Below are 20,852 nucleotides of genomic sequence, written 5' to 3'. Positions count from 1 at the left end.
GGGTTTCCCGATGATCGACGGCAGCAGGCGTCGGCGCCGCGATTCGACGGTAGCCTCCCGATCATGGAGCAGCAGAGCATCACCATCGACGACGACTACACCGGCGACCTGTCCGGAAGTTCCGCGGCCCAGCGACGGACCGTTCCGGGCGCGACGATCACGAAGATGTCCGTCGGACCGATGGACAACAACACCTACTTGATCACGTGCTCCGCTACCGGAAAGTCGCTGCTCATCGACGCCGCGAACGATGCCGCACGCATCCTGCAGCTCATCGACGAGCAGGCGCCTGACCTGGAGCTGATCGTCACCACGCATCAGCACCACGACCACTGGTTCGCACTCGCCGAAGTGGCCGAGACGACCGGTGTGCCGACCGCCGCACACCCTCTCGACTCCGAGATCCTGTCGGTGGCTCCGACCCGCAGCCTCGAGGGAGGCGACACCGTGACCGTGGGCGATCTCACGCTCGAGGTGATCCATCTGAACGGGCACACGCCGGGCGGCATCACGCTCGCGCTCACGGAGAAGGACGACAGCGGGCGCGTCCACCTCTTCACCGGCGACTCGTTGTTCCCCGGTGGCGTCGGCAAGACCCCGGATGCCGAGCGGTTCGCCTCGCTGATGGACGACGTCGAGGCCAAGTTGTTCGCCAGGTTCCCCGACGACACCGCCTTCCACCCCGGTCACGGGAAGGACTCGACCCTCGGCGCCGAGCGCCCGCATCTTCGCGAATGGCGCGAACGGGGCTGGTGAGCTGCCCCGATCGTCGCTGGTCGGTCACCCTTTCGCGCCGTGCCGTGCCGGATCGGGCACACCTGGATACGGTGGATACACAATCCAGGTAGGGAGGCCGCCCATGATCGTTCGCCGTATTGCCCGCCCACTCCTGTCCACCGTGTTCATCGCCGGTGGCATCGATTCCCTGCGCAGTCCGGCTCCGAAAGCCGACGCCGCGGGGGCACTGATCGAGAAATCCGTGGGGACGCTTCCCGGTGCCGTCACCGACAAGCTGCCGTCCGACCCCGAGACGTTGGTCAAGATCAATGCCGCGCTCCAGGTCGGGGCGGGCGCACTACTCGCGGTCGGCAAGGCGCCGCGTGCAGCCTCGCTGGTCCTGGCCGGGACGCTCGTCCCGACCACGCTCGCCGGGCACGACTTCTGGAACGTCGACGACCCGCAGCAGCGCGCGATGCAGCGGATGCAGTTCTTCAAGAACATGACGATGCTCGGCGGGCTTCTCATCGCCGCTGTCGACACCGAGGGCAAGCCGTCGCTGGGTTGGCGCGGCCGACGCGCCGCCCGCAAGGCTCAGGCGTCCGTCGCCGAGGCCTTCTCCAGCAACAACGGATCGGACGCCGAGCACACGATGCATGTCGTGTCCGAGCGCGCACGGTCCGCCGCCGAGCAGGCGGGCGAGCGGGGTGGCGAACTGCTCGACGCCGCACGGGTGCGCGGATCGGCCCTGGCGCACCTCGCGAAGGAGCGCGGAGCAGAGCTGGGCGAGGTCGCCCGCGAGCGCGGACCGGTGCTCGCCGAACTCGCGCGTGAACGCGGAAGCGAATTCGCACACCTGGCGCGCGAGCGGGGAACGGAGTGGGCCGCGACCGCGAGCGAGCAGGGCGAGGTACTGAGCAAGAAGGCCCGCAAGCAGGCCGAGCGCGCACTCGCGACCGCCGGCGAACAGAGCGAGGTCGTGAGCAAGAAGGCCCGCAAGCAGGCCGAGCGCGCACTCGCGACCGCCGGCGAACAGAGCGAGGTCGTGAGCAAGAAGGCCCGCAAGCAGGCCGAGCGCGCGCTCGCCACGGCGCGGGCGAAGGCGGCCGAGCTGCAGGACTGACGGTCCGTCCCTGCGACGGTCCCCAAGGGCCTGGTTCGGGCGGCACGTGGCCGGTTTCTCCGGCCACGTGCCGCCCGCTCCATGTCGGCACCCGCCACGTCGGAGCACTCAGGAGTTGGAGCGCCCCGGCAGCTCGTCACGAAGCTCCGAGTCGATCGTCACCCGAACCAGCGCCGCCGCCAGCGGGGCGATTTCCCGCGAGCCCGCCAACGAGGCGAGCTGACTGCGGTCCCGCGGTAGATGAACCGCCTCGGCACCGTCGAGAGCCCGGTCGTCGAGGTGCGGACGCAGCCAGGTCCACGTGTCCTGTACCTCACGCAGGAAGATCTCGGCGCCGACCGGTCCGATCCCGTCGAACTCCTCGAGGAGACGCGAGGCCTCCGCCGCGTCGTGGCCGCTGCGCTCGGCGAGACCACGCAGATCACCGTGGTACTCGCTCGCCACGCGTTGGGCCGCCTTGCGTAGGCGGGTGGCGGTGCTCTCGTCGTACCGCGTGTAGCGGCCACGCTGCAGCGCCGCGATGACCTCGGCCCGCGGCGCGTCGGCCATGGAGTCCGGCGTGCGACATCCGGCAGTGAACAACTCGCGCGCGGCGCGCGTAGCTATCTCGGCCGAGATCCGGGAACTGAGCAACAGCGACAACACCAGCAACTGGAACAGCGGCTTGGGTGTGTCCTTCAGTGTGATGTGTGCTTCTTCCGCAAATGTCCGGCCCGCCCGGTCGAGCAGGTCTCGTACCAGTTCGGTGTCCGACCTCGACGTCGTCATGTCCGCCTCTTCCCTCCTCGGACGAGATCTGTGCGCGACGTCGACCAGGCCGGCCGGAGCCGTGTCACCCTGTGGCCGCGTGTTCGACACCGGCGTTCGACGGCACTGCGCGAATCAATTTGCGGTTCGCGAACTCGAACAACCCGAGGTCGCTCAATTCACGGCCGAAACCCGAACTCTTGATGCCACCGAAAGGCAGCTCCGGTGCCGTCGAGGTGGGGTGGTTGATCCACACCATGCCGCTCCGGATGCGGTCGGCGACCGCCCGCGCCCGCGCCTCGTCCGAACCGAAGACGGTGCCGCCGAGACCGAACCGCGTCGAGTTGGCGAGTGACACCGCCTCGTCCTCCCCTGCCACCCGATAGACGACCGCGACCGGGCCGAACAGCTCCTCCTCGAAGGCCCGCATGTCCGGTGTCACGCCTGTCAGCACGGTGGCGTCGACGAACGCCCCCTTGCCGTCCGGTCCCCGGTCCTCCGGACGCGATCCGCCGACCGTGACCGTGGCGCCCTTGCCGACGGCGTCGTCGATCTGCTCGAGCAGCTTCTGGGCCGCGTCCTCGGACGAGAGTGGCCCCAGCGTCGTGTCCGGATCCGACGGGTCCCCGACCGCGAGCTCGGAGAACCGGCGGGTGAGACCGTCGACGAAGTCGTCGTAGACCGCGTCCGGGACGATGAAGCGCTTGGACGCCACGCAACTCTGCCCGGTGTTGCCGAGTCGTCCCGCGGCGGCCGCGTCGAGGGTTCCGTCGAGGTCGTCGACATCGAGCACCACGAACGGATCGCTGCCACCGAGCTCGAGCACACACTTCTTCAGGTGCCGCCCCGATATCTCGGCCAAGGACGCCCCGGCGCGCTCGCTCCCCGTCAGCGACGTGCCCTGCACCGCCGGATGGGAGACCACCCGTTCCACGTCGGAGACCTGCAGGAACAGATTGCTGTACACACCCTCCGGTGTCCCTGCGTCCGCCAGCAGCTTCTCGAGCTCCAGTGCGGTCTGCGCGCACGAGCTCGAATGCTTGAGCAGGATCACGTTGCCCAGCAGCAGGTTCGGGGCGGCGAACCGGGCCACCTGATAGAGAGGAAAGTTCCACGGCTCGATACCCAACAGCACGCCGATGGGCTCGTTGACGATCTCGGCGGTGCCCTCGCCCACGTCCAACGACCGCGGGCGGAGGAACTCGGGCCCGTGCTCGGCGTAGTACTCGAAGATCGCCGCCGCGAGGTCGACCTCGGCCCGGGCCTCGGTGATCAACTTGCCCATCTCCCGGGTCACCGACGCCGCGAGGTCCTCCTTGCGTTCGCGCACGAGCTCCGCCGCTCGGGCGAGCACGCGCGCGCGACGTTCGACCGGCTCCTCGCGCCACAGTTCGAACGCGGCCGCCGCTCTCTCGACTATCTCGTCGAGTTGCTCGCCGACCAGGTAGGGGTACTCCCTGATCGACCGTCCGGTGTACGGGTCGACGGTGCGGAACGGTGTCGCATCGGGACCCGACGCACTGGTGGGTTGCACACTGGTGGAGGTCATTCTCTCTCCTGTCCGGTTGTCGGCACGTTCGGTCCGCCCTCCGGTTACCCACTGACCGCCACGGTCATGCACGGACGGAGGTCCTGCCGGGATCGCGTCCCACCAGCGGATCTGCGCGCGCCCGCGCGCCGCACTAGACTGCTTGGGCGCTTTTGTGCCGTCCCTCGACCTAGGAGACCTCTTGCCCGACGAGGCCCATGTCCACCCCGATCTCGCCCACGAGCAGGGGTACGTGTCGATGCTCTACGAGCGCCTGGACGAGTTGCGTGCGTACGCCTCGAACCGGCTCAGCCGGGTCCTACTCGAGGGCGGGGGGACACCGCAGGCGCGCAGCGAGCGGGAGTCGTTCACCCAGATGTACTCCGAGGACCTCGCCCGCTACGACGCGGCGGAGAACGGGCTGTGCTTCGGCCGCATCGACGTCGAGGGAGAACACCGGTACGTCGGACGTGTCGGCATCCTCGACGAGGACGGCGACTACGAGACTCTGCTGCTCGACTGGCGGGCGCCCCTCGCGCGACCGTTCTACCTTGCGACCCCGGCCGCCCCGGAGGGGGTGACACGTCGACGCCACATCCGCACCCGCCGTCGGACGGTCACCGCGATCAACGACGAGTATCTCGATCTCGACGCGGCCCAGGCGCACGGCGGTGCCGGCGGGGTCGGGGGCGTCGCCGGTGAGAGCGCTCTGCTGTCTGCACTCAATGCGGCCCGGACCGGCCAGATGCACGACATCGTCGAGACGATCCAGAGCGAGCAGGACGCCATCATCCGGTCGAACCACCGCAGTGTCCTGGTCGTGCAGGGAGGCCCCGGCACCGGCAAGACCGCCGTCGCCCTGCACCGCGCCGCCTACCTGCTCTACACCTATCGGCAGCAGCTGGACCGGTCCGGAGTTCTCATCGTCGGACCCAACGCGACGTTCCTGGACTACATCAGCCAGGTCCTGCCCTCCCTCGGCGAGACCGGCGTGCTGCTGTCGACGATCGGCGACCTGTACCCCGGTGTCCGCGCCACCCGCGAGGACTCTCTCGACGAGGGTGAGATCAAGGGCTCGCTCGCGATGATCGACGTGCTGAAGAAGGCGGTCCGCGACCGTCAGGAGGTGCCGAAGTCGCCGATCGAACTGCGCTTCGACACCTACCCGATCACCCTCGACCGCAAGATCGTCACCCGGGCACGAGGGCGTGCACGGTCGTCGAGGCGCCCGCACAATCTGGCCCGGCCGATCTTCGTGTCCGCCGCGATCGAGGCGCTCGCCGACCAACTCGCAGCCACACTCGGGCGGAACGTCGTCGACGGCTCCAATCTGCTCAGCCGCGAGGACATTGCCGATATGCGCGACGAGATGCGTGAGGATCCCGCCATCATGGCGGCCCTCGACGGGCTGTGGCCGGACCTCACCCCGCAGCAGGTGTTGACCGACCTTCTCCGTTCGCCGGAACGGTTGGCATCGGCCGCGCCCGAGATCGGCGCTGCCGATCGGGACGTGCTGCTCCGCACCGCGGGCGTCGGGTTCAGTGCCGCCGACGCTCCCCTGCTGGACGAGCTCGCCGAGCTGCTCGGTGTCGACGACGCCGCCGAACGCGAACGCGCGCAACGTCGCTGGCGTGCCCAGATCGCCGACGCGCAGGGCGCCCTCGACATCCTCACCGGTTCGGCGCCGCAGGACCTCGAGGACGAGATGGATCCCGAGATCCTCATGGCGTACGACCTCATCGACGCCAGCCAGTTGGCCGAGCGCCAGGACCTCGGCCGTCACCGCACCACCGCCGAGCGGGCAGCGGGTGACCGCACGTGGACGTACGGCCACGTGATCGTCGACGAGGCCCAGGAACTGTCGGAGATGGCGTGGCGAATGTTGATGCGCCGCATCCCGAACCGCTGGATGACTCTCGTCGGTGATACGGCGCAGACCGGAGATCCGGCCGGCAGCTCGTCGTGGCAGGACGTTCTCGGACCGTACGTGGCGCAGCGGTGGAAGCTGACCGAGCTCACCGTCAACTACCGAACGCCGTCGGAGATCATGGAGCTGGCCCACAAGGTTCTCGCGGAGATCGATCCGGCGCAGACGGTGCCGCGGTCGGTCCGGGCATCGGGCCACGCGCCCTGGGCACAGCTCGTCGATACCGGCGCCGTCCTCGACGAGGTTCGCCGGCGCGTGGCCGAGGAGTCCGGCCCCGGTCTGACGGCAGTCCTCGCCGGACACGAGCACGTCGCGCAGCTCGCGGATCTCCGATCCGACGCGGTGAGCGTTCTGACGGTCAAGGACGCGAAGGGCCTCGAGTTCGATTCGGTCATCATCGTCGAGCCACAGAACCTGCTCGACGAGTCACCGCGCGGCATGAACGACCTCTACGTCGCACTGACGCGGGCAACGCAACGCCTCGGCATCGTCCACGCCAAGCCACTGCCGAGCGTCCTCGGAGCGCTGGACGATTCCGTCGCCGCACGGGCCTGATCACCCAACCGCTCCCCGGCGGAACGTCGAGGCGGTACCGTGCCCAGGGGTCCTGGGACCCTGGGCGCCGGGCCCTGCACTGCACTATTGGAGCCGAAGGAACAGACCGTGATCCGAATGCGTATGCGGGGACGCACCGCGCGCGCCCTGCCGACCGCGCTTGTCACCGGAGGGATCGCGGTGTCGATGGGAGCGTGTGGCGCGACGAACCCTGCCGATCCTGTCGCCGATCCGATCACGACCGTGCCCCCGTCCGCCACACTCGCGACGGTGGCCGACGCCCGCACCACTCACCTCGCCGAGGCCCTCGCGACCGAAGGCTTCCCGGCGGTCCTCCCGGATCAGACACTGTTCGCGCTCGCCGACGGGGTGTGCCGGCAGATTGCAGCCGGCACACCCGATGCGGAGATTCTCACGCAACTGCAGCCGACGGCCGCCTACGCGGCGAGCCAGTCCGGCGGTGCCATCACCGCAGAGCGGTCCGCCGAGTTGTTGCTCGATTCGACGCGTCGCGACTTCTGCTGAGGGACCGAAACCCTCAGCGCACCGTGTGGACGATGAGCACGTCGCAGGTGGACTTGCGTGCCGCGTCCGACGGAACCGAGCCCAGCAGACGGCCCGTCAGCGTATTGAGCCCGCGGTTACCCACCACCAGGAGGTCGGCCTCCACCTCGTCGACCAGTGCGAGAAGGGAATCCACCGGAGCACCGACCACGGCGCGTTCGACGATGTTCTTGGCGCCCGCGGCCACCGCACGCTCGCGCGCCGACCGGAGGATCTCGTAGGTGGGCGCCGATCCCGTCACCTGGTAGGCGTCCTCCCGCAGGGTGTCCTGCGCCACTTCGGTGTCCTTCGGATCCGCAGGATAGTAGGCGCACGCGATCACGAGCTTCGCATCCGCGGCACCGGCAAGGGCAGCAGCCTTGTCGACTGCGCGGTACGACGAGTCCGATCCATCGGTTCCGACGACGACGGTCCGATACGCGGTCATTGATTCCTCCATGTGTGCGTTCGTTCGAGGACTCCGGCTGCGTGCCCTGTTCGACCGAAGATTCCCGTTCGCTGCGCTGACACTATCCGCATCGGCGCGACGTCAGGTGGAATTGCGGCACAACATGCTTCATCCCCCGGTGGACGGATCCACCCCTGCGACCATTTCACCACGGGATCCCACCGAGTGGGTCGCGCTGTCAGCGGGACTCGCCGTACCGCGGACCGAAGAGCGCTTCCGGGAACAGGCCCGATTCGCGCACGGACCGACACCACGGCGTCGCCAGTTCCGCGAGGCGGGCTGCTCCGTCCTCCCCCAGACCGGTCCACGGCGCCGCCGCAAGCTCGTCGGTGAGATCCTCGACGACTTCACGCAATTCGCGACCGTCCGCGGTGAGCTCGGCTGCCGGCGTCAGCAGTTCGCGGTCGACCAGACCGGCGACTGCCGCCGCCCACTCGTCGCCGCTCCATCCGCGACGCGACTGTGCGAACGACTTCCGGAACCCGATTCCGGCGGCCGTGTGCGTGATCAACGCCTCGAGGCCGCTGAGGCCGGCAGTCTGCAGCGCCGCGACGTGCCCGTCCCCGCGGTACTCGCGGAGCAGCGTCAGCGCATGCCACAGGACCAGGTGCGGCTGCTCCGGCCATTCCAGCGCCGCATAGCCTGCGTACAACGGGCGCCCGTCGACGCCCGGGACCGCCTGCGCCGCAATCGCGGCCAGCTGGGCTGCCTCCGACATCGCCGCCGACGCGATGACCTTCTCGCCGAGCAGCGCACGGTAGGCCGCGTCGACGCCGCGGTACCGCGCCTGCACGATCGCCTCGGGTTCCGCGAGTTTCCATGCCCGCGGCAGCACGTCGGCGATCAGAGCGGGATTGAAGTTGTAGAAAACGGCTGTGACGACCCCGGCCGACACCGCGCCCATGGGCGCGGATCGACCTGCGAAGTACGTCATTCGGCCCGACTCGAGGCCGCATCCGACCAGTTCCTGCTCGACCTCGGGTGCGAAGTAGGCGAGCGAATGCAGAAGTTCGAGGGAACGCGCGGTGCGTCCGGCGAGGTGTACGTCCATGTCACAGAAGCGTAGTGACCCCTACTTCAGGCCCGCCGCGTCCATCCCACGTAGCTCCTTCTTGAGGTCCGCGATCTCGTCACGCAGGCGCCCGGCCAGCTCGAACTGCAGGTCGCGAGCCGCGTTCATCATCTGATCCGTGAGCTCCTTCACGAGGTCCGCCAACTCCGCGCGGGGCATGGCCTTGACGTCCCGGCCCTCGTAGATCCCGGCGCTGACCGCGCGGCCGGCCTCGCCCTGCGCCCGGCGTCCCCGGCTGGCATTACGACCGGAACCGCCGACCCCGACCTCGGTGTCCTCGGCCTCCTCGTACACCTGGTCGAGGATGTCGGCGATCTTCTTCCGCAACGGCTGCGGATCGACGCCCTTCTCGAGGTTGTACGCGATCTGCTTCTCACGCCGTCGCTCGGTTTCCTCGATGGCCCGCTGCATCGAGTCGGTGATCTTGTCGGCGTACATGTGCACCTGTCCGGAGACGTTGCGAGCGGCACGGCCGATGGTCTGGATGAGGCTGGTGGTGCTGCGCAGGAAACCTTCCTTGTCCGCGTCGAGGATCGCGACCAGCGAGACCTCGGGCAGGTCCAAGCCCTCGCGGAGCAGGTTGATGCCGACCAGGACGTCGTACTCGCCTAGCCGCAGCTGCCGCAGCAACTCCACCCGTCGCAGCGTGTCGATGTCCGAGTGCAGATAGCGCACCCGGATGCCGAGCTCGAGCAGATAGTCCGTCAGATCCTCGGACATCTTCTTGGTCAGCGTCGTCACCAGAACGCGCTCGTCACGTTCGGTGCGCTCACGGATCTCGTGCACGAGGTCGTCGATCTGCCCCTTGGTCGGCTTCACGACCACCTCGGGATCGACCAGTCCGGTGGGGCGGATCACCTGCTCGACGAACTCGCCGCCCGCCTGCCCCAACTCGTAGGCACCCGGTGTGGCCGACAAATAGATGGTCTGACCGATTCGGCCGGCGAACTCCTCCCAGGTCAGCGGCCGGTTGTCGGTCGCGGACGGCAGCCGGAATCCGAACTCGACGAGGTTCCGCTTGCGCGACATGTCTCCCTCGTACATCGCGCCGATCTGCGGCACGGTCACGTGCGACTCGTCGATGACCAGCAGGAAGTCCTCCGGGAAGTAGTCGATCAGCGTCGCGGGCGCCGACCCCGCCGGGCGCCCGTCGATGTGACGCGAGTAGTTCTCGATGCCGGAGCAGAAGCCGACCTGCTTGATCATCTCCAGGTCGTACTGCGTCCGCATCCGCAGACGCTGCGCCTCGAGGAGCTTGCCGCGGTTCTCCAGGTCGGCGAGCCGTTCCTCGAGCTCGGCCTCGATGGCCTCGACAGCGCGTTCCATCCGCTCCGGTCCGGCCACGTAGTGCGTGGCGGGGAAGATCCGCACAGTGTCGACCTGCCGCACGACGTCGCCGGTGAGGGGGTGCAGGTAGTACAGCGCCTCCACCTCGTCGCCGAAGAACTCGATCCGCACCGCCAGTTCCTCGTACGACGGAATGATCTCCACGGTGTCACCACGGACTCGGAACGACCCACGGGTGAACGCCATGTCGTTGCGGTTGTACTGCACGTCGACGAGCAGCCGCAGCAGGGCGTCCCGATCGACCTCGACACCGACCTCGAGCTGGATGGACCGGTCCAGGTACGACTGCGGGGTGCCCAGGCCGTAGATGCACGACACCGACGCGACCACGACGACGTCGCGCCGGGACAGCAGGCTGGAGGTGGCGGAGTGGCGCAGGCGCTCGACATCGTCGTTGATCGACGAGTCCTTCTCGATATAGGTGTCCGTCTGCGCGATGTACGCCTCCGGCTGGTAATAGTCGTAGTACGAGACGAAGTACTCGACGGCGTTGTTCGGCAACATCTCCCGGAGCTCGTTGGCGAGCTGAGCCGCCAACGTCTTGTTCGGCGCCATCACGAGAGTGGGCCGCTGGACACGCTCGATGAGCCAGGCCGTCGTCGCCGACTTGCCGGTGCCGGTCGCACCGAGCAGCACGACGTCCTTCTCCCCTTCCTTCAGCCGACGCTCCAGCTCGTCGATGGCCTGCGGCTGGTCGCCCGCCGGCTCGTACTCGCTGACGACTTGGAAACGCGCGTCGGACCGCTCGATCTCACTGACCGGCCGGAACTCGGAATGGGCAACCACGGGGTGCTCGGATGCGAACGCCATGTCACCAGGGTATGCGCCGGTTCCGACAAGTTCTGATAACGCTGTCCGGCGCCCCCGCGATCGCCGATGCCTCGCACCGCGTTTGCCGGTACTTTCTTGCTGTATGGAGAACGTCGAACCAGGCATCGCGGCGGCCGCACCGCCTGCACCCCCGGCAGCCGTCTTCGTGCCCACGGTCGATCTGGTTCCGGCACACCGGCCCAAGGTCGAGTACTTCAACGTCACCGAGTGCACCAACACCGATCCCAAGGGCTACGTCCGTCCCGTGGACCACTATCGCCTCGAGACGTGGGGCCTGTACATGGCGCGCACGGCCGACCACCCGCAGTTCCACTACCTGGAGTCCTGGATCATTCCGGACCTCGGGATCCGGGCCTCCATCTTCCATTTCCACCCGTACCACGACCGCGACCAGGACCACTACATCGACATCGGCGACTTCACCCGAGGTGCCGACGTGTGGAAGTCGGAGGACCACTACCTGGACCTGGTCGTGCGAACGGGGCGCGAGACCGAGCTCGTCGACGTCGACGAGCTGATCTCCGCGACCGCGCACGGGTACATCTCACCGCGCACCGCCGACCGCGCGGTGCAACGCGCAGTGGCGGCCGTGGACGGGATCGCCGCCCACGGTCACGACATGGACGCGTGGCTCGCGTCCAAGGGGATGCCGGTCAGCTGGCGCTGAACCGGGTCAGTCGCCGGACGTCCAGCCCGTCGCCTCGGCCCATGCCCAGGCCCGCTGATAGCCCTGGTCGAACCACGGGGCGACGGCATCCGCGTACGCGGCATCGGCGTCGGCCTCGTGGGCGTTCTCGGCGGCGGTCGCCGATGCAGCCCGCTTGACCTCGAGGAACTCGGCCCGCGCCTGCGCGTCCGCGGTCAGCCAGTCGCGCAGCAACAACGCGAACTGCTGCCCCGGCCAATCCTCGACCCGGATGCTGATGTGAGCCGGCCGTCCGGGGTCGGCGCCGCCGTGAGTGCGCTTGTCCCACAGCGCCGGGTCACCCTCACCACCGACGCCGTAGGCCGGCTTGGGTGCGTCACGGTTCTCGTCGTCGAGGCGCGGGAACCCGGCCGCGGCCAGTGGTCCGGCGAGCGCATCCGCGGCCGCGAGATCCTTCACGGTGATCTGGACGTCGATCAGGTCACGCGCGTCCAGTCCCGGCACGGCGGTGGATCCGACGTGGTCGATCCGCGTGGGCACGTCACCGCACACCAGCCGCAGCCGCTCGACCAGGCGTCGGCCCTGCGCCGCCCAGTCGGGATCCGACGGGCGGACGATCGGAGGCACCGACACCGCCGTGGCCGTCCGCAGGTTCGCCTCGAAGGGTACGAGCCGCTCCGTGAAGAGGGCACGGGCCTGCTCCTCGATCAACTCGGGCGCACCACTGTTGTCGAGCAGGACGTCCGCTGCCGCACGCCGCTGCGGGTCGGTCGCCTGCGCCGCGATCCGCGCGCGGGCGTCGGCTTCCGGCATGCCCCGCAGCTCGACGAGGCGCCGGACCCGTTCCTCCTCGTCGACGTAGACGACCACGACGAGGTTGAACGCGGGCCCCATGCGCCCCTCGACGAGCAGCGGGATGTCCTGCACGACGATTCCGTCGGCAGGGGCGCCCTCGACGAGTTCCACGGTGCGCGCCCCGATGAGCGGATGCAGGATCGAGTTGAGCAGCATTCGTGAGTCGTCGGTGCCGAAAGCCTTCTCCGCCAACGCCGGACGGTTCAGCGAGCCGTCGTCGTGCAGGATGCCGTCGCCGAACGCGTCGACCAGCGCCGCGAGTCCCGGCGTTCCCGGCTCGACGACCTCCCGGGCGATCAGATCGGCATCGACGATCACCGCACCCATTTCCGCGAGGACCTTCGACACGGTCGACTTGCCGGCTCCGATGCCTCCTGTGAGGCCCACTCTCAACACGCGGACAGTCTCTCACCTAACACGCCGAAGATCATCTACGCACCAAATGACGGAGTTCTTCGACCTGGTCAGATACCATTTCCGGGACCGTCCGACCAGCCGATTGATTCGAGTAGGAGAAGCGCATGAGCAGCAATCCCACCCGTCCCGGTCGGCACCGTCTCGGCATGGAGAACGGCATTCACGCCATCCTCATCCCCGAGGTGGCCACGGCTCTCGCAGAGCACCGTCGCAGCTGGTTCGCCAGTATCCTGAGCCCCGCCCGCCACAGCTTCTCGACCATCAAGAAGCGAACGGCGACCATGCCCACCCGATGGGTGCCTGCCGCAGCGGGCTGACCGCCCGCACAGGACACGCACAGTGGCCCCGCTCCCATCGAGGGACGGGGCCACTGTCGTATCTGCCGCGCCACCCCGTCACCCCACCCCGTCACCCCCCCTTCCGCGTTGTGCGCACTTGTCGCGCCCGCAGCACGGCGTGTCATCGCGACAAGTGCGCACAACGCGGAGGGGCCGAACATGCAGAAGACCCCGGCCCTGAGGGTGTCAGGGCCGGGGTCTCCCGGTCGTTCAGGCCTGAATGCTCAGGCCGGCGCTATCAGGCGTTGCCCGACAGCTTCTCGCGCAGTGCGGCGAGCTGTGCATCGCTCGCCAGCGAGCCACCGGCGGACTCGGTGGACACAGCCGCGCCCTCGTCCGAGCCGGACTCGGAGGAGTAGTTGGTGCCCGAAGCGCCGGCCGCAGCCTCAGCAGCCTCGTCGGCAGCCATCTTCTCCATCTGAGCGGTGTGCATCTTGTGGCGACGCTCAGCCTCGGCGTAGCGGGACTCCCACTCCTCACGCTGCTTGTCGAAGCCCTCGAGCCATTCGTTGGTCTCGGGATCGAAGCCCTCGGGGAAGATGTAGTTGCCCTGCTCGTCGTACGAGTCGGCCATGCCGTACTTGGACGGATCGAACTCGGCGTTGTAGTCCTCGTTGGCCTGCTTCAGCGACAGCGAGATGCGGCGACGCTCCAGGTCGATGTCGATGACCTTGACGAGCGCATCGTCGCCGACGCCCACAACCTGGTCCGGGACCTCCACGTGGCGCTCGGCCAGCTCGGAGATGTGCACCAGGCCCTCGATGCCCTCCTCGACGCGAACGAACGCGCCGAACGGAACGAGCTTGGTGACCTTGCCCGGCACGATCTGGCCGATCGCGTGGGTGCGGGCGAACTGACGCCACGGGTCCTCCTGCGTCGCCTTCAGCGACAGGGAGACACGCTCGCGGTCCAGGTCGACGTCGAGAACCTCGACGGTGACCTCGTTGCCGACCTCGACAACCTCGGACGGGTGGTCGATGTGCTTCCAGGACAGCTCGGAAACGTGGACCAGACCGTCGACGCCGCCGAGATCGACGAACGCACCGAAGTTGACGATCGAGGACACGACGCCCTTGCGGACCTGGCCCTTCTGCAGCTGGTGCAGGAACTCGCTGCGGACCTCGGACTGGGTCTGCTCGAGCCATGCGCGACGCGACAGGACCACGTTGTTGCGGTTCTTGTCGAGCTCGATGATCTTGGCCTCGATCTCCTTGCCGACGTACGGCTGGAGGTCGCGGACGCGACGCATCTCGACGAGCGACGCGGGCAGGAAGCCACGGAGACCGATGTCGAGGATGAGGCCACCCTTGACGACCTCGATGACGGTGCCCTTGACGGCCTCGTCCTTCTCCTTGAGCTCCTCGATGGTGCCCCAGGCACGCTCGTACTGAGCGCGCTTCTTCGACAGGATCAGTCGACCTTCCTTGTCCTCCTTGGTGAGGACCAGGGCTTCGACCTCATCGCCCACGGAGACGACCTCGTTGGGGTCGACATCGTGCTTGATGGAGAGCTCACGGGAAGGGATGACGCCTTCGGTCTTGTAACCGATGTCGAGAAGGACCTCGTCACGATCGACCTTGACGATGGTGCCTTCGACGATGTCGCCATCGTTGAAGTACTTGATCGTTGCGTCGATGGCGGCGAGGAAGTCCTCGGCGGAGCCGATGTCGTTGACGGCTACCTGCGGCGAGGTCACGGTGTTGGAGGGCATGTGTTGAGTTGCTCCGGACGGGTTGTTAGTCGGTTGATGGTGTTTGTCAGACAGGCGGATCGGAATGCCGTACGTTCCGACACACAGCCGGATCCGACCGATCTTCCGGTCCACCACGAGGTCTTCCGACGGTGCCGCCGACCAAACTTCGGCCGACTGCCATCCGCACCGAAGACACTCGCGAGCAACAGGGTACGCGACCTAGAGCTAGCTGGGCAAACCCTGCAGTCACCGACCCCGCCGCGACCGGCGGCGGGCGGACGGGCGACGTACCAACCCGACATCTACGCTTGACGTCCATGTCCGACGATCGTCATGCCGCCGCCATCTCCACCCTGGGTACCAGCGGGGTGGCCCGCACCCGGATCGGGTCCGAGGCGAGCGAACGCGCGAGCCGAGCCTGGTGGGACGCCGACGCCGACGCCTACCACCGCACGCACGGCGACTTCCTGGGCGTCGACACGAGCGCGGGCGAGTTCGTGTGGTGCCCCGAGGGGCTGCACGAGGGCGACGTCCACCTCCTCGGCGACGTCGCCGGCAAGCGCATCCTCGAGGTGGGCTGCGGCTCCGCACCGTGCGCCCGGTGGCTCGCGTCTCAGGGCGCCGACGTCGTGGGCCTCGATCTGTCGATGGGGATGCTGGCACGCGGGGTCGCCGCGATGGACGAGAGCGGCGGGCGGGTCCCCCTCGTCCAGGCCGGCGCCGAAACGCTCCCGTTCCGTGACGAGAGCTTCGACGCGGCATGTTCGGCTTTCGGTGCCGTTCCGTTCGTCGCGGATTCGGCTCGGGTGATGGCCGAGGTGGCGCGCGTACTGCGCCCGGGCGGGCTGTGGGTCTTCGCGGTCAATCACCCCATCCGCTGGATCTTCCCCGACGATCCCGGACCGCGCGGTCTCACCGCGACCCTCCCCTACTTCGACCGCACGCCGTACGTCGAGGTCGACGACGACGGAGTCCCGACGTACGTCGAGCACCACCGCACCATCGGCGACCGTGTCCGCGAGGCTGTCGGCGCGGGCCTCGAGGTGCGCGACATCATCGAGCCGGAGTGGCCCGAATGGCTCGACCGCGAGTGGGGGCAGTGGAGCCCGCTGCGGGGCCAGCTGTTCCCGGGCACCGCGATCTTCGTCACCCGCAAGCCGGCCTGATTCTCACAACAGTTTCGACAGGAAGGCTCTGGTCCGCTCCTGCCGCGGGTTCGCCAGCAGCTCCCGGGGGTTACCGGCTTCGACGACCACACCACCGTCCATGAACACGAGTTGGTCGGCCACCTCGCGGGCGAAGCCCATCTCGTGGGTGACGACGACCATCGTCATGCCGTCTCTCGCGAGCTCCTTCATGACACCGAGCACCTCGCCGACCAGTTCGGGATCGAGCGCGGACGTGGGCTCGTCGAACAGCATCAGTTTCGGTTCCATCGCGAGGGCGCGAGCGATCGCGACCCGCTGCTGCTGACCGCCGGACAGCTGCACGGGATAGGCGTCGGCCTTCGACGACAGACCCACCCGGTCGAGCAGTTCCCGAGCCTGCGCGACGGCCTTCGCACGCGGCACCTTCTTCACGAGCACCGGCGCCTCGACGATGTTGTCCAGAACGGTGCGGTGCGGGAAGAGATTGAAGTGCTGGAAGACCATGCCGATGTCGCGGCGCTGCTTGGCCGCCGCCCGCGGGCTCAGTTCGTGCAGCTTGCCACCGCGCTCCGCGTAGCCGACGAGTTCACCGTCGACGTACAGGCGTCCGGCGTCCACGCGTTCGAGGTGATTGATGCAGCGCAGGAACGTCGACTTGCCGGAGCCGGACGGACCGATCAGGCACAGCACCTGGCCGCGCGGGATCTCGAGAGTGATGCCGCGGAGCACCTGTAGCGCACCGTAGTTCTTGCAGACCCGATCCGCGCGGACCATGGGGGTGGTCACACCGCTCCCCCTTCGTCGCGGCGCTGGGCCTTCGCGAGCGCCTGCAGCTGACCGGCGGTGAGGGTACGTGAGGCCCCCTTGGAGTAGTGCCGCTCGATGTAGTACTGACCGACCATCAGGATGCTGGTGATCGCCAGGTACCACGTGGACGCGACGAGCAGCAGCGGCACGGGGTAGAAGTTGGCGCCGGAGATGTCCCGGGCCCGGCCGTACAACTCGAGGCTGTACGGCACCGCGGCGACCAGCGACGTGGTCTTGAGCATGCTGATCAACTCGTTGCCTGTCGGCGGAATGATGACCCGCATCGCCTGCGGCAGCACCGTCCGGCGCATGGTCTGCGCCCAGGACATGCCGAGAGCGGTGGACGCCTCGGTCTGACCTTCGCTCACCGACCCCACTCCGGCTCGCACGATCTCGGCCATGTACGCCGCCTCGTTGAGCGCCAGGCCTATCACCGCGAACAGGAAGGCCGCCTCGAGCGCCTGGATGTCGAAGTGCGCGAACTGCGGGCCGAATGGGATGCCCACGTCGATCGTCTTGTAGATGGACGGGAACAGTCCCCAGAACACCAGCTGGACGTACACCGGGGTTCCGCGGAACACCCACAGGTAGACCCAGGCCGCGGAGCGCAGGACCGGGTTGGGCGAGAGCCGCATGACGGCCAGGACCACGCCGAGCACGATGGCGATCACCATCGCCAGCACCGTCAACTGGATGGTTTTCCAGGCGGCCGCGGTGATCCGCTTGTCGAACAGATACTGCCCGTATACATCCCAGTGGAAAGCCTCGTTGGTCGCAGCCCCGTAGACGAACAGGCCGAACAGCGCCAGCACGACGACTGCCGCGACCCAGCGGCCCGGGTGCCGCAACGGCACCGCCTTGATGGGTTCCGGCTCGGAGGCGACCACGGCGTCCGGTGGTCGGCTCTCGTTGGCTGGCATTACTGTTCTCTCTCCTGTGTTCAGTTCGTTGCGCCGTTGACGACCGATGTGTCGATCATCCCCGCCTCGACACCCCAGGCCTCGGCGATGGCCCGATACTGACCGCCGTCGATGAGGTACTGCACCGCCTGCTGCAGCACCGGGGCGAGCGGTGACCCCTTCGCGACCACCCATCCGTAAGGGCTGGCGTCGTACACGCCGCCCGCGGGCACGATGCGGCCGTCGCTGCGTTTGATCGCGTACGCGGTCACCGGCGAGTCGGCCGACAGCGCGTCCACCCGGCCGAGGATGAGCGCGTTGGCCACGTCGTCCTGGCTGTCGTACTTGATCTTGCGGATCGGCGGCTTCCCGGCCGCGACGCACGCCGCGCTCTTCGCGGGGACCTCGTCGATGTCCTCGATCGTCGTGGTCTGCACCCCGACCCGCAGCCCGCACGCGTCATCCGGGTCGATGTCGTCGCCCGCGCGCTGTGCCCACTGCACTCCCGCGCTGTAGTAGGTGACGAAGTCGACACTCTTCTCGCGTTCGAGGGTGTCGGTGAACGAGGACATGCCGAGATCGAGCGTCCCGGCCTGGACGGCCGGGATGATCTTGTCGAAATCGGTCTGTTTGAGGTCGAGCGTCAGGCCGAGGACCGCGCCCACCGCCTCCATCAGGTCCACGTCGAAACCGACGATCGCGCCCGACTCGTCCTTGAACTCGTTGGGCGCGTACGGCGGATTCGTGCCGATACGAAGTTCGCCGGAGGCCGCGACCTCCGGCGGAAGCTGGTCGGCGATCGGGGCGACCCGGTCGACTTCGATATCCGGCAGGACCGGAACCAACCCCTCGTCGTTCGTGACACATCCCACAGCCCCGAAGGCGACGACGGATGTCACGACGGCAGCGGTCACGCACCTTGCGAATCGAGCGAACACGCGCGCCTCGAACCTCCGTTTCCCGACCGGCGAACCCGGGACACCCTACTGCGTGTTCCGCACAGATACCGAACGCGGCCCGAGATCACCGGCGGAACACCCGAGCGACGACGGTCTCGGTGAACTCACTGGTCGACGCCAGTCCACCGAGGTCGGCCGTGGCGACGCCCGACTCCACGGTTCGCTCGACGGCACTGCGGATCCGGTCGGCCGCGGCGGCGAAGCCCGCCTCGTCCCGCCGGGACGCAATCCAGTCGAGGAGCATCGCCGCAGACAGGAAGAGGGCGACGGGGTTGGCGCGGTTGCGTCCGGAGATGTCCGGGGCGGCGCCGTGGGCGGCCTGCGCCATCGCCTTGGTCTCGGACGCGTTGATCGAAGCCGCGGTCCCGAGCGATCCCGACAGCTCCGCGGCCAGATCGGACAGGATGTCGCCGAACATGTTCTCGGTGACGACGACGTCGTACTCGTCGCCGCACCGCACCAGGTAGGCGGCCATGGCATCGACGTGCTCGTCGTCGAGAGCGACATCCGGGTAGTGCGCGCCCACCTCACGGCACACGTCGCGGAACAGGCCGGTGGTCGTCGAGAGCACGTTGGCCTTGTGCACCACGGTGACCCGACGGCGCCGTCGCCGCGCGAGTTCGAACGCGGTGTGCGCGATGCGTTCACATGCCTGCCGGGTGACCACCCCGACTGCCATCGCCACGTCCGGTGTCGGCATGAACTCGCCGCTGCCGGCGAACATGTTGCGATCGGCATAGAAGCCTTCGGTGTTCTCCCGCACGATGACGAGATCCATGCGCGGCGAGACCGCTCGCACCCCGGGCAGGGCCCGCGCCGGCCGAATATTGGCGTACAGGTCGAAACGCTTGCGGATCGCGCCGCCCGGGGTCAGTTGCATCTGGAACGGGTCGGGATAGGACGCACTGTCGTGCGGGCCCAGGATCCATGCGTCGAGATCCGCCAGAGCGACGAGAGTGCTCTCGGGTATCGGCGTTCCGTGCGACTCGATCGCGTCGAACCCGATCGGCAACGGCACCCATTCCACGTGCGGAAGACCCGCGGCCGACACCGCGGCATCGACCACGTCCCGGGTCGCGGGCACGATCTCGCCCCCGATGCCGTCGCCCCGCAACGAACCGAGGCGCAGATTCCGCAAATCTCCTGTGTCGACGCTGCCCACGCGACAATCATTACTCACGATGGTCCAGTCCGTGGAGTTGCTGCTCGACCCCGACATCGACGCAACCGTGCGCGCCGAATGGCGGCGGCTCTCGTCCGCGCGCCTGCCCAGTCAGGACCGCATCACCGCGGAATCGAACCGGCCTCACGTCACGATGGGCGTCGCGAGTCACATCCCCGACGACATCGAGGACGCGCTGGTGCGGGAACTTCCCTCGGCGCCGCTCCCGATCCGGCTCGGTGGGGTCGTGGTGTTCGGTGGTCGCCGGCTCACGCTGGCTCGCCTGGTGGTGCCGACGACGGAGCTGCTCACCCTGCAGCGGATCGTCTACGAACTCATCGCGGACTGCGAGGGGGTGCCCCCGCACATCGTCCCCGGCGAATGGACGCCGCATGTCACGCTGTCGCGGCGCATCCAGTCCACCGATCTCGGCACGGCCGTCGCAGTGACGCGTGCCGGTAGTCGCGACATCGTCGGAACGTCGGCCGGGATTCGCCGGTGGGACTCGGACGACAAACGTGAGTGGCGTATCGCACGCCATCCCTGAACAGGCGAAACCGACCACGGGGGTCGGGCCCGTTCGGCGATACGGAAGAATTTCGGCGGGCGGAGCGTTGTACCGGCCAACCACCGGACATCGATGACGACTCCCCGGAAAGGAGCCTTCGTGGCTACCCAGACCCTGACCCAGCAGAACTTCAAGCAGACCGTCGAGGACAACGACATCGTCCTGGTCGACTTCTGGGCCTCGTGGTGCGGCCCGTGCCGCAACTTCGCGCCGACGTTCGAGACCTCCTCCGAGAAGCACCCCGACGTCGTGCACGGCAAGATGGACACCGAGGCGGAGCAGGAGTTCGCCGCCGGCGCCGGCATTCGCTCGATCCCGACGATCATGGCGTTCCGCGAGGGCGTCCTGGTGTTCAATCAGGCGGGCGCGCTGCCGCCGGCTGCCCTCGAGGACCTGATCACGCAGGTCAAGGCGCTCGACATGGACGCCGTCCGCGCGGAGATCGCGACGCAGACGGGCAACTGACCGCCCACGCAACGAAGTTCCGGGGACGCCCCGGCG

At 68.1% G+C, this 20,852-nt stretch carries 20 protein-coding genes; 9 read left to right on the top strand and 11 right to left on the bottom strand.

From position 1 onward, the window contains the following. Positions 1-63: 63 nt before the first annotated feature. Together ABEU20_RS04050 and ABEU20_RS04045 are read left to right on the top strand one after the other, a co-directional pair. Positions 64-756, top strand: a complete 693-nt coding sequence (locus tag ABEU20_RS04050) for an MBL fold metallo-hydrolase (RefSeq protein WP_420163074.1) — start codon at positions 64-66, stop codon at positions 754-756. A gap of 103 nt (positions 757-859) precedes the next feature. Further along, a complete protein-coding gene (locus ABEU20_RS04045) occupies positions 860-1,840 on the top strand; it encodes a DoxX family protein (protein ID WP_420163073.1) in 981 nt (326 codons plus the stop codon). A gap of 108 nt (positions 1,841-1,948) precedes the next feature. Here the strand turns inward: ABEU20_RS04045 and ABEU20_RS04040 are convergent, their stop codons facing one another. Then, positions 1,949-2,608, bottom strand: coding sequence for an HhH-GDP family DNA glycosylase (locus tag ABEU20_RS04040; RefSeq protein ID WP_420163072.1), 660 nt, complete (start codon positions 2,606-2,608; stop codon positions 1,949-1,951). 64 nt (positions 2,609-2,672) lie between these two features. Continuing rightward, positions 2,673-4,136: an NAD-dependent succinate-semialdehyde dehydrogenase gene (locus tag ABEU20_RS04035; RefSeq protein WP_420163071.1), complete on the bottom strand. Its 1,464-nt coding sequence runs from the start codon at positions 4,134-4,136 to the stop codon at positions 2,673-2,675. A gap of 238 nt (positions 4,137-4,374) precedes the next feature. Between ABEU20_RS04035 and ABEU20_RS04030 the strand changes: the two genes are divergently transcribed. Both ABEU20_RS04030 and ABEU20_RS04025 read left to right on the top strand, forming a co-directional pair. Beyond that, positions 4,375-6,597: a HelD family protein gene (locus ABEU20_RS04030; protein ID WP_420163147.1), complete on the top strand. Its 2,223-nt coding sequence runs from the start codon at positions 4,375-4,377 to the stop codon at positions 6,595-6,597. Between the two features lie 117 nt (positions 6,598-6,714). Then, a complete protein-coding gene (locus tag ABEU20_RS04025) occupies positions 6,715-7,122 on the top strand; it encodes a hypothetical protein (protein WP_420163146.1) in 408 nt (135 codons plus the stop codon). 13 nt (positions 7,123-7,135) lie between these two features. Here the strand turns inward: ABEU20_RS04025 and ABEU20_RS04020 are convergent, their stop codons facing one another. From ABEU20_RS04020 to uvrB, 3 genes are all read right to left on the bottom strand, one after another. Next, a complete protein-coding gene (locus ABEU20_RS04020) occupies positions 7,136-7,588 on the bottom strand; it encodes a universal stress protein (RefSeq protein WP_420163070.1) in 453 nt (150 codons plus the stop codon). A gap of 199 nt (positions 7,589-7,787) precedes the next feature. Continuing rightward, the gene (locus ABEU20_RS04015) at positions 7,788-8,660 is read right to left on the bottom strand and encodes an SCO6745 family protein (RefSeq protein ID WP_420163069.1); all 873 of its coding nucleotides are present in this window, start codon (positions 8,658-8,660) and stop codon (positions 7,788-7,790) included. 21 nt (positions 8,661-8,681) lie between these two features. Continuing rightward, the gene (gene uvrB, locus ABEU20_RS04010) at positions 8,682-10,838 is read right to left on the bottom strand and encodes an excinuclease ABC subunit UvrB (protein WP_420163068.1); all 2,157 of its coding nucleotides are present in this window, start codon (positions 10,836-10,838) and stop codon (positions 8,682-8,684) included. Positions 10,839-10,941: 103 nt separating this feature from the next. Between uvrB and ABEU20_RS04005 the strand changes: the two genes are divergently transcribed. After that, on the top strand, positions 10,942-11,526 hold the full coding sequence (locus tag ABEU20_RS04005) for a DUF402 domain-containing protein (protein ID WP_420163067.1): 585 nt from the start codon (positions 10,942-10,944) through the stop codon (positions 11,524-11,526). 6 nt (positions 11,527-11,532) lie between these two features. Here ABEU20_RS04005 and coaE read toward each other — a convergent pair whose 3' ends face one another. Further along, positions 11,533-12,756, bottom strand: coding sequence for a dephospho-CoA kinase (coaE, locus tag ABEU20_RS04000; protein ID WP_420163066.1), 1,224 nt, complete (start codon positions 12,754-12,756; stop codon positions 11,533-11,535). Between the two features lie 125 nt (positions 12,757-12,881). On the opposite strand from coaE, the gene ABEU20_RS03995 reads away from it, so the two are divergent. Then, positions 12,882-13,094: a hypothetical protein gene (locus ABEU20_RS03995; protein WP_420163065.1), complete on the top strand. Its 213-nt coding sequence runs from the start codon at positions 12,882-12,884 to the stop codon at positions 13,092-13,094. Between the two features lie 259 nt (positions 13,095-13,353). Here ABEU20_RS03995 and rpsA read toward each other — a convergent pair whose 3' ends face one another. Beyond that, positions 13,354-14,826, bottom strand: a complete 1,473-nt coding sequence (gene rpsA, locus ABEU20_RS03990) for a 30S ribosomal protein S1 (RefSeq protein ID WP_420163064.1) — start codon at positions 14,824-14,826, stop codon at positions 13,354-13,356. 299 nt (positions 14,827-15,125) lie between these two features. On the opposite strand from rpsA, the gene ABEU20_RS03985 reads away from it, so the two are divergent. After that, complete coding sequence (locus ABEU20_RS03985) at positions 15,126-15,974, top strand: class I SAM-dependent methyltransferase (protein WP_420163063.1); 849 nt, start codon at positions 15,126-15,128, stop codon at positions 15,972-15,974. A 3-nt stretch (positions 15,975-15,977) separates the two neighbouring features. Here the strand turns inward: ABEU20_RS03985 and ABEU20_RS03980 are convergent, their stop codons facing one another. From ABEU20_RS03980 to ABEU20_RS03965, 4 genes are all read right to left on the bottom strand, one after another. Then, complete coding sequence (locus ABEU20_RS03980) at positions 15,978-16,730, bottom strand: amino acid ABC transporter ATP-binding protein (RefSeq protein ID WP_022596191.1); 753 nt, start codon at positions 16,728-16,730, stop codon at positions 15,978-15,980. A gap of 8 nt (positions 16,731-16,738) precedes the next feature. Next, positions 16,739-17,683: an amino acid ABC transporter permease gene (locus ABEU20_RS03975; protein ID WP_005512898.1), complete on the bottom strand. Its 945-nt coding sequence runs from the start codon at positions 17,681-17,683 to the stop codon at positions 16,739-16,741. Positions 17,684-17,703: 20 nt separating this feature from the next. After that, complete coding sequence (locus tag ABEU20_RS03970; protein WP_420163062.1) at positions 17,704-18,600, bottom strand: ABC transporter substrate-binding protein; 897 nt, start codon at positions 18,598-18,600, stop codon at positions 17,704-17,706. An 85-nt stretch (positions 18,601-18,685) separates the two neighbouring features. After that, a complete protein-coding gene (locus ABEU20_RS03965) occupies positions 18,686-19,759 on the bottom strand; it encodes an isocitrate/isopropylmalate dehydrogenase family protein (protein ID WP_420163145.1) in 1,074 nt (357 codons plus the stop codon). 43 nt (positions 19,760-19,802) lie between these two features. On the opposite strand from ABEU20_RS03965, the gene ABEU20_RS03960 reads away from it, so the two are divergent. Both ABEU20_RS03960 and trxA read left to right on the top strand, forming a co-directional pair. Next, positions 19,803-20,330 (top strand): 2'-5' RNA ligase family protein, encoded by a 528-nt coding sequence (locus ABEU20_RS03960; protein WP_420163061.1) that lies wholly within the window; start codon positions 19,803-19,805, stop codon positions 20,328-20,330. Positions 20,331-20,450: 120 nt separating this feature from the next. Next, positions 20,451-20,816, top strand: coding sequence for a thioredoxin (trxA, locus tag ABEU20_RS03955; protein ID WP_420163060.1), 366 nt, complete (start codon positions 20,451-20,453; stop codon positions 20,814-20,816). Positions 20,817-20,852: the final 36 nt, after the last annotated feature.

This window comes from Rhodococcus parequi, from assembly GCF_046042785.1.
GTDB classification, from domain to species: Bacteria; Actinomycetota; Actinomycetes; order Mycobacteriales; family Mycobacteriaceae; genus Prescottella; species Prescottella parequi.
This window is presented reverse-complemented; position numbering and strand designations above follow the sequence as displayed.